Origin of the sequence: Nocardioides sp. NPDC023903 (genome assembly GCF_040639295.1) — a bacterium.
GTDB lineage: Bacteria > Actinomycetota > Actinomycetes > Propionibacteriales > Nocardioidaceae > Nocardioides.
In genome coordinates this window covers 164,081-176,886 of the sequence record NZ_JBEZZS010000001.1, presented here as the reverse complement: position 1 = coordinate 176,886, position 12,806 = coordinate 164,081, and the positions used below count along the sequence as shown (strand labels likewise).

The window sequence follows — 12,806 nt, the reverse complement described above, 5'->3', positions numbered from 1 at the left end:
CGCTGGCCGGAAGCGATCTCTCGCCGTTGCCACGTCAACTGTGGTAGTGATGTGCGTCACCCGCACCCTCTCGGAGGTCACAGTGCTGCCAGCTTTCCTTTCTCGCGAGCGAACCGTGGCCGGTCCCGGCTTCAGTCGCTGGCTCATCCCGCCCGCCGCCCTCGCCGTCCATCTCTGCATCGGCCAGGTGTACGCCACCAGCGTCTACAAGACCGCCCTGGTCGAGCACTTCGACTCGAGCCAGACCGCGATCGGGTTGATCTTCTCGATCGCGATCGTGATGCTCGGCCTCTCGGCCGCGGTGATGGGCACCTGGGTCGACCGCAACGGACCGCGTGCGGCGATGACCGCGGCCGCGGTCTTCTGGGCGTCCGGCTTCTTCATCGGTGCCGTCGGCATCGGCACCGGCCAGCTCTGGCTGGTCTACCTCGGTTACGGCGTCATCGGCGGCATCGGACTCGGGATCGGCTACATCTCCCCCGTCTCCACGCTGATCAAGTGGTTCCCGGACCGCCCAGGCCTGGCCACCGGCATGGCGATCATGGGCTTCGGCGGTGGCGCGATGATCGCCAGCCCGCTGAGCGGCCGGCTCCTGGCGCTCTACGACCCGTCCTACACCGGTGACGCCAGCACCGTCCCCGACGGCCACGCGGTGATGATGCTCTTCCTCACCCTCGGTGTCGTCTACCTGGTCTTCATGTCCTTCGGTGCGGCCACCGTCCGCGTACCGCCGGAGGGCTGGACGCCGGCAGGCTGGGACCCGGCCAGCGTGAAGGAGAAGAAGCTCGTCACCACGGCGAGCGTCTCGGCGAACAACGCGATCAGGACCCGGTCGTTCTGGCTGGTGTGGATCGTCCTGTTCTGCAACGTCACCGCCGGTATCGGCATCCTCGAGCAGGCGGCTCCGATGATCCAGGACTTCTTCCGCACCGACAGCGTCTCCTCGGTCAGCGCGGTCGCGGCCGGCGGCTTCGTCGGCCTGCTCTCGATCGCCAACATGAGCGGCCGGTTCATCTGGTCCTCGACCTCCGACGTCATCGGTCGCAAGCCGATCTACATGATGTATCTCGGGGTCGGACTGGTGCTCTATCTCCTGCTGGCGACCATCGGGGACACGTCAATGGCGCTGTTCGTGCTGCTCGCCGTCGTGATCCTGTCCTTCTACGGCGGCGGCTTCGCGACCGTCCCCGCCTACCTGCGCGACCTCTTCGGCACCTTCCAGGTCGGCGCCATCCACGGCCGCCTGCTGACCGCCTGGTCGGCCGCCGGCATCGCCGGACCGCTGATCATCAACGCCTTCCTCGACGCGCAGGGCGAGCCCGGCACGCTGACCGCGGCCGCTTACCGGCCGGCGCTGCTGACCATGGTCGGTGTCCTCGCGGTCGGCTTCATCGCCAACCTCCTGGTGCACCAGGTCCCCGATCGGTTCCACGAGCCCAAGCCGGCCGACTCCACCGAGACCGAGAGGAGCGCCGCATGAACGCCAAGATCGCAGGTGCCTGGGCCCTAGTCGGGATCCCGCTGGCCTACGGGGTCATCGAGACGCTGCGCCGTGCGGCGCAGCTCTTCACGGGCTGAGCTCTTCTTCGGTCCGGTCAGAGGCCGAGCAGGCTCGGCTCGTTCGTACGCCACGCCTCCTGCGCCGCCTGGGTCACCGGGCCGTGCGGGAGGGTGCGCGTGCCCCACTCCGTCACAGCCTGGACGTCGCGCAGGCTGGAGGTGAGGAAGACCTCCGTGGCGTACTCCTCGACCTCGGCCAGCGGCTCGTCGGTCTCCTCAGCACCGAACCACTCCAGCACCAGGGCGCGGGTGATCCCGGCCAGCGGGCCGCTGGAGAGCATCGGAGTCTTGAGCGTCCCGTCGAGCACGTAGAAGATGTTGCTCCCGGTGCCCTCGCACAGGTCGCCCACGGTGTTGGCGAAGATCGCCTCGCTGGCCCCGTGCTTGCGCGCCTCGGCGAGGGCGATGACGTTCTCGGCGTACGACGTCGTCTTCAGGCCTGTCGTCGCGCCGTGCTCGTTGCGGCGCCACGGCACGCTGACGACCTTGGTCTCGGTCGGGTTGGGCTCCGCGTCCTCGAGGCCGATGATGATCGTGGGCGCCACGTCCGCGCGCCCGGACCCGAACGGGGCCGGCCCGCCCGTGACGGTGATCCGCAGTCGTCCGTACGCCGTCGCCTCCGCACCCACCACGGCCTCGACACCCTTGGTGATGAGCGAGCGGTCGGGGGTGGGCAGGCCGAGGCCGCTCGCGGAGCGCTCGAGGCGGTCGAGGTGAAGGGCGAGCGCGAACGGCTGGTCCTTGATGACCTTGAGCGTCTCGAAGACGCCGTCGCCGACCACCAGACCGTGGTCTCTGATGGAGACCGCCGGGGCGGCCGGGTTGTCGAGAAGCTGACCATCGATCCACGCGCGCATGCGGCAACTCTAAAACGTCCCTGGTCAGAGCGGGGAAAGCGCGCCGGTGTGGTCGTCGAAATGACAGGTGAATGACACGCAGGTGACCCCGGATTTGGCCTCGGGCAACCGCTCCGATAATGTTCTTCTCGTCGCCAAGGGCACGGGAAACCGGGCCTGAAGCAGCAAGCGGACGTAGCTCAGTTGGTAGAGCGCAACCTTGCCAAGGTTGAGGTCGCGAGTTCGAGCCTCGTCGTCCGCTCGGAGTAGGTCTCCACCGGAGGCATTGCCTCCAGCGGTGGGTTGGCCGAGAGGCGAGGCAACGGACTGCAAATCCGTGTACACGGGTTCAAATCCCGTACCCACCTCGAAGCACCACCCTGATATAAACTGAATAACCCCGGACGATTGGCGCAGCGGTAGCGCGCTTCCTTGACACGGAAGAGGTCACTGGTTCAAACCCAGTATCGTCCACCACTGAAAACCCCGTCTGACCAGGCCATACGCCAGGGAGGCGGGGTTCTTTCATGTGCTCCTCCCCCGCAAAACCAGCCACTGAGTGACAAAGTGAGTGACAACGCGTCCTCGGTCACGCGTCCTTCGCCGAGTCGCCGACAGGTCATCCATCGCCTGAGCACCTGTCTGGATCACCGGCCGGATCTGCTTTCGTTAGATCAGCTCAGTGACGTTGCTGCCACCCTTGTGGCCGACGAGATGCGAGATCTCCTCGATCGGGATGCCGTGCTCAGAGAGCGCCGACACGAAGGACTGCGACCCGGTGGTGAACACCAGCTCCGGCGGGCCAGGGACCCCCGCGCTCCCCGGGCATGCGGCCTGGCGGCCGGTCCCTCCGGCGCACCCCCGTCCCGACGGCACCGGGCCCAAAACGAGAAGAGCGCCCCGGCCCGAAGACCAAGACGCTCACTCCAGCCGCCGACGAGCAGCTGACGACTAGGCCGCGACCCCGGGGTCGAAGCCCGAAGCCGCGGCGCCAACAGCACATCGTCGTGGTGTCACTCTTCTGCGTGACGCTCCTCCGCCCGAAGGCCCGGAGATTCACAACCAGACGTCACCCCTTAGCTGTCCTGCCAGCATCCAACACGGTAACCAAGCAAGCGCTATGGATGCACACCCCTGGGTGCTACTCCAGATCAGGTATAGATCCGCGACCAAGACCTATGGCCGTAGCGACGTCGAGCAGCCCGGGCCTACGGTCGCTCGTCGGGGCAGCCACCTTTCGAGGTCCGGAACCTAGTTGGGTCGCTGTTCAGATCCCCATAGGGGCCCGCTCTGACATGGTCAGGGCGGGCCTTTGGGCCACGGTCCCGACTCCGACCGGCAACGCTGGTACTGCCTGTCGATCAGGGGCACGGGGAGGCGGCTGATGACGAGGGGGAGGTAGGGGCTGCTGCCGGTGGCGACGCTTCCCGCGACGCTTCCAAGCTCGAGACCGCTGGGCAGCGTGGGGGCACCCCGCCAAGGGGGCCAGACGCCGGACCAAGTGACGCTCCGCCCCCGCGATACAAACCAACGCTGTGGCGTCCCGTGTGAGTGACAAAGTGAGTGACAACAGTCCAACGCCTGAGCCATACGACCATGGACACAACGAGACTGAGTGCCGCTCGAACACGTCTGCATCTCCCCTGGTCAGACGGGCGTTTCTGCCTTGACGCGGAAGAGGTCACTGGTTCAAACCCCGTATCGTCCACCGAGAAGTCGGCCCTGAACTGCTGAAACGCAGCTCAGGGCCGGCTCGCTTTTGAAGACCGTCGAGGGCCTCATCCTTTGGCTACAGATCGTGTGGTCAGCCGAGGTAGCCGGACTGTCCGACCCCGGCTTCGCATCGGCGCAAATCTCTCACTCAGACGTGAACAGATCCGGTCGCCAACCCTCGATCTTAGAATCGAGGTCACCTCGCCGGATATCGGACAGGGCAGCGGCGTAGCCAACCTCGATCGCCTGCGTGAACGCTTCAATCAACTCGGTCGGCGCATTAAGGTAGCCACTGCCCGAGGCCAGATTTGCGGCAGCCTCCGACGCCGCACGGACGTCTTCGTCGTGCACAGTCGCGGCGTAGAGGTTGTTGACCGCCTGTACGAAATTGTCGAGGTGTTCCCGCGGTGTCGCATCCATGAGGACCATGCTGCCGAGGCGGCGCCACAATGGCCTTCAGGCTCACCGGCCGGCGCGCAAACGGTCGCGGGATAGGAGCCAGCACCCCGGGGGCCGTTTCAGTTGGCACCGAACAGTCACTTGATCAGGCCAACGACCGCGCCGAACGCCGCCACGAAGAGGCCGAGAGTTGCGACCTGCTGTTGCGGCCCGCTGAACCACCTACGGAGCGCGTTGCGCACTGCGCCAAACCAGACCAGCGCCCGGCTGCGCCGCCACTGGTGGTGTCGGAATGTGTCGGCTCGACCCCTGCCGGGGACGTCCGCGGTCGGCGGACTCGACGGGTCAAGCGTCAACTCGGCAGATTCAGTCGTGAAGCAGAGGCCAAGGTCTCCGAGGTTGGCCTTCTCGGCGTGATCGGGGAGCCTCACCAGCAGGCTCATCGTGACTAGGTTCAGTTCGCGCGCAACGGCGTTGTTATTGGGCGGCATGCCTCGATGACATCTCATCTCGCCGGTGAAACTGCCGCCGAACGGGCCGCCTGTGGATAACTACAGCTCAAGGGCTACCTGTGGACTGGATCTGTCCCATGACTGTCTGTGTACGCCTCATCGTTACGGTCGCGGCCGCACGGCAAAGCGGCGTTGCGGCCCGCAGGCCGGCGGTGGCGGCGAAGTCGGTCCTACCGTTGATCTGCTGCCCGCTGGGCGGCCTCGACGATCGCTTGCCACGGCAGCTTCTGGTCGGGTGGCATCTGGCGAGGTGGGTGGAGGGGCCAGACGTCGGGGCCGTCGATGAGGTCGACGCCCGCCGCGCGTAGGGCTGCCACGTGGGAGGGCCAGGCGGGGTGTTCGGCGTGGGCGGCGTTGATGAGTGGGAAGAGCACGACCGGGGCGGTCGTGAGGCTCTCGGTGACGACGGTGAGTGCCTGGTTGTCGGCAAGGCCCAGGGCGATCTTGGCGGTGCTGTTGAAGGTTGCGGGGGCGACGACGATGGCGTCGAGCTGCGCCGGGTGCGTGCGCGGTTCCCACGGGAAGCGGCTAGGCCCGCGTACCGGGAATCCAGTCAGCGCCTCGATCCGGTCGGCCTCGCCGTTCGCGCGCAGCCAGGTGAAGGCCGTCGGGGTCAGGGTCACCGGCACCTGGTGGCCGGCGTCGACCAACGGGGTGACCAGCTCGTCGCAGAGTTGCTCCACACCGCCTGCGGCGCAGGCGATGACTCCGACGATGGCCACCCCGCGAGCGTACGTGACGTGGACTGTGACAGAGGGTCCGACCTTGTGAAGTGATCACAAGGTCGGACCCTCAGTCACAGCGAAGTCACGCCGTTACGGCCTCCATCCGTCCTCGACCCAACCTTGCCGAACCTGGGTGCTGCCACTGCACTTGCCGTCGTCGGAGCTGGGCCAGATCTGCACGACATCGACATCGCCGGCCCAGGTGCCTCCGCGGGTCGGATGCGCATAGGAACCCAGATTCACGTAGGTGTCAGCAGGAATGCAGAGATAGCGATCCGGGCTCACACCGGTGTCCAGAAGCCAGACCGAGTCGTCGTTCTTGGTATTGATGACTGAGTCCGCTACGTTCCGATCGCCCTCGGGGAGGATCAGATATCCCGGGGTCCAGTCCTGCCAGATCTTCGTGCCGCCGTTGTAGGAGCCGTCCTTGAGACATACGTTGGGATAGCTGCAGCCGTAGTGCGAGACCGCCTGGGCTGGCGTCGCGACGAAGACGCCGACGACCGCCGCCAGGGCTGCCAGGACAAGACCGCTGATGACCGTTCTGAAACCTTCGAGCATGTGCACTCCTTCTCCAAGGTGATGGAGTTAGCGAAGGTAGTGAGGTCGTTCGCACTCTGCCGCCCGTACAGGCCCGTACCGTTTCCGTACACAACCATTCCGGCCGCCCGTCCACCGGCCACGTGAGGGGTCAGCCCATCTTGCCGGCGCCGGCCTTGATCGCCTCCCGGATCCGTACGTAGGTGCCGCAGCGGCAGATGTTGCGGATCTGGTCGATGTCGGCGTCGGTGACCGAGCGGCCCTCGGCGTGTGCCTTGTTGACGGTCGCCACGGCGGCCATGATCTGGCCGGGTTGGCAGTAGCCGCACTGGGCGACGTCGACGTCGAGCCAGGCCTCCTGCATGGGGTGCAGGTCCTTGCCGACGGAGGCGGCGAGGCCTTCGATCGTGGTGATCTCGTCGTCCTCGTCGAGGGCGCTGATCGGGGTGGCGCAGGGGTTGAAGGCCTTGCCGTTGATGTGGGACGTACAGGCCTTGCAGACGTTGATGCCGCAGCCGTACTTGGGGCCACGCACGCCTAGGACGTCGCGCAGCACCCACAGCAGGCGCTCGCTGTCCTCGACGTCGACCGTGACCTTCTCCCCGTTGAGCTTGAAGGTGTAGTTGGGCATTGGCCAATCCCTTTCGATCAGTCTCTGGTCAGTAGGTGTAGGTGAGGCCGTCGGTCGGCGAGGCGGGCACGGGCGGGACGAACGACTTCACCTCGAAGGAGATCGGGTCGTGATGGTTGATCGGGAACGAGGTCGGCGTGGTGCCGGTCGCCCGGGCGTACGCACAGGCCACCGCCGCGAACGAGGCGGCGACGCCGGCCTCCCCCGCGCCGCCGGGGATGTCGGTGACCGGATCCATCACGAAGACGCGTACGTCGGGTGGGGTGTTCCACTGGCGGGTGTAGAAGTAGTTGTCCCAGCTGGCCTCGAGGTAGTGGCCGTCCTCCAGGTGGGTGCTCGCTGTCAGCGCGAGCGCGATGCCGTCCATGATCCCGCCCTGCATCTGTGCCTCGACGCCCTTGGGGTTGATCACCTCGCCGCAGTCGATCGCGAAGGTCACCTTGGTGACCCGGGGACCAGTGACGCCGTTGTAGACCTTGCGGTTGACGGTCTCGGGACGGCAGTCGATCTCGACGAGGCAGGCGGAGTAGCCCTTGTACTCCTGGTGGACCGCGATCCCCTGGGCCGTGCCGGCCGGCATCGACCTGCCCCAGTTGCCGGCCGCCGCCACCTGCTTGATGACGCGCCGCAGGCGGTCCTCCTTGGCGTACTTCAGCCGGAACTCGACCGGACTCAGCCGCATCTTCTTGGCGACCTGGTCGATCGTGAGCTCGAGCGCCGTGCGTACGTCGGGCGAGTAGACGTTGCGCACCGCGCCGGAGTTGATCGCGCGGCTGGTGGTCTCCATGAGGCCCTGGGTGGTGACGCCGAAGTCGTACGGCACCTGCTGGGAGGTCACGAAGATGGTCTCCGAGACGCCCAGGTTGCTCACTCCAGCAGGGAGCGAGATGGCCGACGAGGTCAGGATCTCGCCGAAGCCGTGGCGGTAGTCGGTGGCGGTGCAGGTGTGCTGCTGCTCGACGGAGAAGATGTTGTCCCCCGCCCAGACCGTACGCACCCGGGAGGTCGCCATCGGATGGTTGCGGCCCTGGCGTGGCTCGTCGGCGCGATGCCACATCAGCCGGACCGGCGCCTGGCACTTCTGCGAGACCAGAGCGGCCTCGAGCGCTGCGTCCCAGAAGAGCTTGCGGCCGAACGAGCCGCCGGACTCCACGACGTTGAAGGTCACCGCGGTCGGCGGCAGGCCGAGCTTCAGCGCGATGTCCTCGGCGGCCACGATCGGCGTCTTGGAGCCCGCCCAGATCGTCGCCTTGTCGGCACGGACATCGGCGACGGCGCAGTTGGTCTCCAGCGGCGAGCCGCTGCGGGTGTAGAAGACGAAGTCGGTGTCGAGCGTCTTCACGTCGGCCGCGCCGAGCCCACCGGTGAGGCCGCCCACCGTGTCGGTCACGGTGCCGAGGAGGTCGTCCACGTTCGGCACCAGCATCGGGCGCTGGATGCCGCGGAGCTCCTCGAGCACGTCGGCGTCGGATCTGCCGCTCACCGAACCCGGGTTCCACTCGACCTCGAGGGCGCGGACGGCGTTGATGCACTGACCGAACGTCCCGGCGCGAACGGCGACCCCGGTCGGGATGGTGACGACGTGCGTCACGCCCGGCATCGCCTCGACGTCCTTCTGGTTGCGGACCGATCGCACCGTGCCGTTGTGCTCGGGGGCGCGGCAGACCATCGCGGGAAGGGCGTCCGGGACGTCGAGGTCCATGGTGAACTGCTTCGTGCCGGTGACCGCGTCCAGGGCGTCCTTGCGACGCTGCGGGGTGCCGATGACCGCGAAGTCGGACTTCGGCTTGAGGTCGACGTCGACGACCTTCGTGACCAGTGCCGCGGCGGAGGTGGCGAGCTCGCCGTAGGAGATGGAGGCACCGCCGGGGGCGGAGATCACCCCCTCATAGACGGAGAGGGTGTCGTGAGGCTGCGCGAGCGCGATCGCCGCGGCGTCGAGCAGCGCGCCACGGGCGATGGCGGCGGCGACACGTACGGGCGTGTACATCGCGTGGATCGTGTTGGAGCCACCGGTCATCTGGTTCCAGATCAGCTCGGGGCGCGCCTTCGACAAGGTCACGTTCACCTTGCTGAGCGGCAGGTCGAGCTCCTCGGCGATCAGCATCGCGATCGAGGTGGTGATGCCCTGGCCGACCTCGGCGCGGGGCAGCTCGAACGACGCGGTGCCGTCCTTGTCGACCACGACCTGGATCAGGTTCGCAGTGGGGCGGGCGGCATCGGTCAGCAGGTCGTTGAGGTCGTAGAGGTCGGCCGGCTGCGGCACCCCCGGGACGACTGCCGCGGCCGGGTTGCCGAGGCCGATCCCGAGCTGGGCCGCGCCGGTGACGGTGGCAGCGGCCACGAGGTAGCCGACGAAGCGACGGCGTCCGATCTCGTGCTCGGCCAGGCCCGATACCGACAGGCCTGATGACGTCTCGGGATGTGTTGACAAGGCGGTTACCTCCGTTGGCCCGGTCGGGTCCTGGTCACGTTATGTGCGGTCTGTCACACCTGTGTCGCCATGGAACGCCAACTTCGTTGACTTTCCGCGCCACCGTCGCGGCGGAGCGCGCCTGGTGTGATTCCGAAGCGTGAGCGGAAGGTCCGGGCGAAGTGGGAAGGGTCGGGAAAGCCCCAGCGCGCGGCGATCGCCGCAGTCGAGAACGATGCGTGGGCCGGGTCGAGCAGCGCGTCCCGGATCGCCAGCAGCCGGAACTCCCGCAGATGAGCCATCGCGGAGCGCGGCTGGTCCTCGAAGAGCCGGTGCAGGCTGCGCGGCGAGAGTCCGTGGGCGGCCGCCACGGCGTCGTGGCCGAGACAAGGGTCGGTGGCGTGCGCCTCCACGTAGGCGATGATCCGGGTCCGGAGCACCTCCCCCGGGTCGGCCTGCTCCACGCCGCCGACCAGACACGAGAGCAGCTGGATGGCGGCCTCGCCCAGATGCGCCGCTCCCCCGGCCTGCGGCACCTCGCGGACAGCGCTCCCCAGCAGGTGCCCGAGTACGCCGGTCCGGCCGTCGACCGACGTCCAGCCGCGCGACATCGACCGTTCGATCACGGCGTCCGACGCCGCCAGCGCGCGGCGCGGAAGCGTCATCGCGAGACACTCCCACCCCTCGTCGAAGCGCAGCTCGTAGGGGCGGCTGGTGTCGTAGATCGCGATGTCCCCGGGTGTCAGGACGAGCTCGATGTCACCCTGCCGGACGACCGACTGCCCACGGCGCTGGACGCACACCTTGAACGGATCGTCGGGTACGTCCGCGAGGGAGCGGCGGGTGCGGCGTACAACCTGCGGGGTGCCGCCGACGCGGAACGCATCGACGCGCCCCAGACTGGCGTGCTCGATCGCTCCGGTCAGCGGGCCAGGTGCCACATGGCCAGGTGGCAACCGCTCCGACTGCAGTCCCGCGAAGGCGTCCGCCAGCGCGGTCCGCCACCTCTCCGACATGTCGCCCGAGTCCCCATGCGTCATGCCGTGATCTTGCGTACGCCGCGGGTCGGGCGGTACCCCCGTACGAGGGGCGTCAGTCGATCAGGCCGGCCTCGCGCGCCATCCGGACCGCGTGGACGCGGTTGTTGGCGTTGAGCTTGCGGGTGGCGCTCTTGAGGTAGGACTTCACCGTGCTCTCCACGATCCCGAGAGCCTCGGCGGCCTGCCGGTTGCTGCTTCCGAGCGCCACCTGACGCAGGACGTCGAGCTCACGGGCGGCCAGGCGTACGGCCGGAGCGAGCTGAGCCGGCTGCTTCTCCCCCGGCGCGGCGGTGAGCCGCAGGACCATGGCCTCGAGGCGGCTGCGGACCTCGGGGTCGAGCACTTGGCCGGCCAGGTCGGTGAGCTCGGCCGCCATCTCCCGGCGTTCGGCGAGGTCGCGCTTCGCGGCCGTCTCGTCCGGGGTCGCAGGTCGAGTCGGCGCGGGCGCCAGCCGGGAGAGCCGGTTGCGGACCTCGTCGTCGATCAGGATCTCGCGCTCGAGGGTGCGGATCAGCGGACGTAGAGAGTCGAACCAGACACCGCCGAGACCGAGCCGCGAGCGGGAGGCGAGGTAGATGAGCATCCGCGGGGCGCGGTCGACCAGGATCGGCAAGGCGGCGACGGTCTGGATCTGCTCCTGAGCTACGGCGGTGTCGTAGAGGTGGGTGATCCCACGAGCGGTGTAGTAGTGGTCGACGGAGCCGGGCTGGCGGGTCTGCAGGGTCTTCCCGCCCAGGCCTTCCCCGTTGACGACCCGCAGGCCGCGCAGCGAGGCGCCCTTCGCGCCACAGGTCGCGGTGATGTCGATGGCCGTGCCGTCGCCGCGCACCGGCCCACCGAAGGCGAGGTCCAGCCCCGACGCGGTCCGGAAGGAGGCCAGCGTCTGGGCGATCCGGGACCCGTCGTACGGCGCCTCTGGGGCGATGGCGGTGCTGCTCATGACGTGAGCGTAAGTGACGACCATCACAGGCAACAAGAGGCACACCCCCTCTTTCGAGGGCACTCTTCCGGGGGTATCGGCCAGGTGGTGACAGTCCCACACTCGGTTCACCAATCCGAGTAGGAGGCACGATCATGGCCCAAATCGCGGCTGACCGAGCCGAGGTCGACGGGCGCACCATGCGCCGCGTCGCGACGGCGTCACTGACCGGCACCACCATCGAGTTCTACGACTTCCTCATCTACGGGCTGGCGGCAGCCCTCGTCTTCAATGCCGTCTTCTTCCCATCCATGGGCGGACCCGAGGGCACCCTGGCCTCGATCGCGACCTTCGGAGTCGCGTTCGTCTTCCGGCCGTTGGGGGCGATCCTCTTCGGCCACTACGGCGACCGGATCGGTCGCAAGGCCACGCTGATCACCACCTTGATGATCATGGGCACCTCGACCTTCGCGATCGGCCTGCTCCCGAGCGTGGAGTCGATCGGCAAGGGCGCCGTGGTGATCCTCGTTCTGCTGCGCGCACTGCAGGGCATCGCGCTCGGCGGCGAGTGGGCGGGCGCCGCACTCCTCACCACCGAGTACGCCGCCCGCGGCCAGCGCGGGCGCTACAGCATGTTCCCGCAGCTCGGCCCCAGCCTCGGGCTGATCCTCGCCGCCGCAGCCATGCTCACCACCTTCCGCCTGATGGAGCCCGCCGCGTTCGCGGCCTGGGGCTGGCGGATCCCGTTCCTGGCCAGCGCCGTCCTCATCGCGGTCGGCCTCTGGGTCCGGCTGAAGATCGCCGAGACGCCGTCGTTCAAGAAGGTCCAGTCGACAGGCGCCCGCAGCACGCTGCCGTTCGTCGGCTGCATCCGTGACCAGTGGCGGCAGGTGCTGCTCGGCGGCGGCATCATGGCGGTCGTCTTCGGCGCCTTCTACACCGGCGCCAGCTTCATGGTCGCGCACGCTGTCGGCACCCTCGGCCTGAGCATGAGCCAGGCCCTGCTCGGCGTCATCGTCGCGGCATTCGCCATGAGCGTGACGGTCATCGCCTCCGCGTGGCTCTCCGACGTGCTCGGCCGCCGGGTGGTCCTGCTCATCGGCGCTGCCTTCGGCCTCGTCGCCGGCCCACTGTCCTTCGCCATCATGGAGCCCGGCAGCTTCGCGAGCTTCGCCCTCGGCAACAGCCTGATGCTGTGCGTACTCGGCCTCAACTACGGTCCGATCGCTGCGTTCCTGCCCGAGATGTTCCAGGCGAAGTACCGCTACACGGGAGCCGGTCTGGGCTACAACATCGCGGGCATCCTCGGCGGCGCCGTGCCGCTGGTCATCGCCGAGGACCTACTGGCCAGGTGGGGCACCGACGGCATCGCGTACTTCCTCAGCGCCCTGGCCGTACTGAGCATCGGCTGCCTGCTGGTCGCCAAGGAGACCAGCCGCGTCGAGCTCGACGCGGAGCCCGCACTCGCCTGATCCGGCACCCGCTCACCCTCCTTCGGGGGTGGGGCTGCCACCACGG

The 12,806-nt window shown here is 67.9% G+C and carries 11 protein-coding genes and 3 tRNA genes; 5 read left to right on the top strand and 9 right to left on the bottom strand.

The features are described 5' to 3' along the window. Nucleotides 1-49 precede the first annotated feature (49 nt). The gene (locus AB0F44_RS00855; protein WP_357351749.1) at nt 50-1,480 is read left to right on the top strand and encodes an OFA family MFS transporter; all 1,431 of its coding nucleotides are present in this window, start codon (nt 50-52) and stop codon (nt 1,478-1,480) included. Between the two features lie 115 nt (nt 1,481-1,595). Here the strand turns inward: AB0F44_RS00855 and AB0F44_RS00850 are convergent, their stop codons facing one another. Further along, nucleotides 1,596-2,417 (bottom strand): aminotransferase class IV, encoded by an 822-nt coding sequence (locus AB0F44_RS00850; protein ID WP_357351748.1) that lies wholly within the window; start codon nt 2,415-2,417, stop codon nt 1,596-1,598. Between the two features lie 168 nt (nt 2,418-2,585). Between AB0F44_RS00850 and AB0F44_RS00845 the strand changes: the two genes are divergently transcribed. The 3 genes from AB0F44_RS00845 to AB0F44_RS00835 all read left to right on the top strand — a co-directional run bounded on the left by AB0F44_RS00845 (nt 2,586) and on the right by AB0F44_RS00835 (nt 2,873). Next, nucleotides 2,586-2,658: transfer RNA gene (locus tag AB0F44_RS00845), tRNA-Gly, on the top strand. A gap of 35 nt (nt 2,659-2,693) precedes the next feature. Then, nucleotides 2,694-2,764: transfer RNA gene (locus AB0F44_RS00840), tRNA-Cys, on the top strand. 34 nt (nt 2,765-2,798) lie between these two features. Further along, nucleotides 2,799-2,873 (top strand) — tRNA-Val (locus AB0F44_RS00835). Nucleotides 2,874-4,253: 1,380 nt separating this feature from the next. Here AB0F44_RS00835 and AB0F44_RS00830 read toward each other — a convergent pair. From AB0F44_RS00830 to AB0F44_RS00795, 8 genes are all read right to left on the bottom strand, one after another. Next, entirely contained in the window at nt 4,254-4,529 is a 276-nt protein-coding gene (locus AB0F44_RS00830) for a hypothetical protein (protein ID WP_357351746.1), read from the bottom strand. Nucleotides 4,530-4,645: 116 nt separating this feature from the next. Beyond that, the gene (locus tag AB0F44_RS00825; RefSeq protein ID WP_357351744.1) at nt 4,646-4,951 is read right to left on the bottom strand and encodes a hypothetical protein; all 306 of its coding nucleotides are present in this window, start codon (nt 4,949-4,951) and stop codon (nt 4,646-4,648) included. A gap of 239 nt (nt 4,952-5,190) precedes the next feature. Beyond that, nucleotides 5,191-5,742, bottom strand: a complete 552-nt coding sequence (locus AB0F44_RS00820; protein ID WP_357351742.1) for a flavoprotein — start codon at nt 5,740-5,742, stop codon at nt 5,191-5,193. A gap of 93 nt (nt 5,743-5,835) precedes the next feature. Then, nucleotides 5,836-6,306: a hypothetical protein gene (locus tag AB0F44_RS00815; protein WP_350658424.1), complete on the bottom strand. Its 471-nt coding sequence runs from the start codon at nt 6,304-6,306 to the stop codon at nt 5,836-5,838. A gap of 130 nt (nt 6,307-6,436) precedes the next feature. Continuing rightward, nucleotides 6,437-6,916, bottom strand: coding sequence for a (2Fe-2S)-binding protein (locus tag AB0F44_RS00810; RefSeq protein WP_357351740.1), 480 nt, complete (start codon nt 6,914-6,916; stop codon nt 6,437-6,439). Between the two features lie 28 nt (nt 6,917-6,944). Further along, on the bottom strand, nt 6,945-9,350 hold the full coding sequence (locus AB0F44_RS00805; protein ID WP_357351738.1) for a molybdopterin cofactor-binding domain-containing protein: 2,406 nt from the start codon (nt 9,348-9,350) through the stop codon (nt 6,945-6,947). Between the two features lie 53 nt (nt 9,351-9,403). Then, nucleotides 9,404-10,369: a helix-turn-helix domain-containing protein gene (locus AB0F44_RS00800; protein ID WP_357351736.1), complete on the bottom strand. Its 966-nt coding sequence runs from the start codon at nt 10,367-10,369 to the stop codon at nt 9,404-9,406. A gap of 52 nt (nt 10,370-10,421) precedes the next feature. Then, nucleotides 10,422-11,309, bottom strand: a complete 888-nt coding sequence (locus AB0F44_RS00795; RefSeq protein ID WP_357351734.1) for a helix-turn-helix transcriptional regulator — start codon at nt 11,307-11,309, stop codon at nt 10,422-10,424. A gap of 134 nt (nt 11,310-11,443) precedes the next feature. On the opposite strand from AB0F44_RS00795, the gene AB0F44_RS00790 reads away from it, so the two are divergent. Beyond that, nucleotides 11,444-12,760, top strand: a complete 1,317-nt coding sequence (locus AB0F44_RS00790; RefSeq protein WP_357351732.1) for an MFS transporter — start codon at nt 11,444-11,446, stop codon at nt 12,758-12,760. Nucleotides 12,761-12,806: the final 46 nt, after the last annotated feature.

Excerpts from the sequence above, each read along its gene's own strand:
- AB0F44_RS00825 (WP_357351744.1), bottom strand. The coding sequence starts at position 4,951 with ATGAGCCTGCTGGTGAGGCTCCCCGATCACGCCGAGAAGGCCAACCTC.
- AB0F44_RS00800 (WP_357351736.1), bottom strand. The coding sequence starts at position 10,369 with ATGACGCATGGGGACTCGGGCGACATGTCGGAGAGGTGGCGGACCGCG.
- AB0F44_RS00830 (WP_357351746.1), bottom strand. The coding sequence starts at position 4,529 with ATGGATGCGACACCGCGGGAACACCTCGACAATTTCGTACAGGCGGTC.
- AB0F44_RS00795 (WP_357351734.1), bottom strand. The coding sequence starts at position 11,309 with ATGAGCAGCACCGCCATCGCCCCAGAGGCGCCGTACGACGGGTCCCGG.
- AB0F44_RS00790 (WP_357351732.1), top strand. The coding sequence starts at position 11,444 with ATGGCCCAAATCGCGGCTGACCGAGCCGAGGTCGACGGGCGCACCATG.
- AB0F44_RS00810 (WP_357351740.1), bottom strand. The coding sequence starts at position 6,916 with ATGCCCAACTACACCTTCAAGCTCAACGGGGAGAAGGTCACGGTCGAC.
- AB0F44_RS00850 (WP_357351748.1), bottom strand. The coding sequence starts at position 2,417 with ATGCGCGCGTGGATCGATGGTCAGCTTCTCGACAACCCGGCCGCCCCG.
- AB0F44_RS00855 (WP_357351749.1), top strand. The coding sequence starts at position 50 with ATGTGCGTCACCCGCACCCTCTCGGAGGTCACAGTGCTGCCAGCTTTC.
- AB0F44_RS00815 (WP_350658424.1), bottom strand. The coding sequence starts at position 6,306 with ATGCTCGAAGGTTTCAGAACGGTCATCAGCGGTCTTGTCCTGGCAGCC.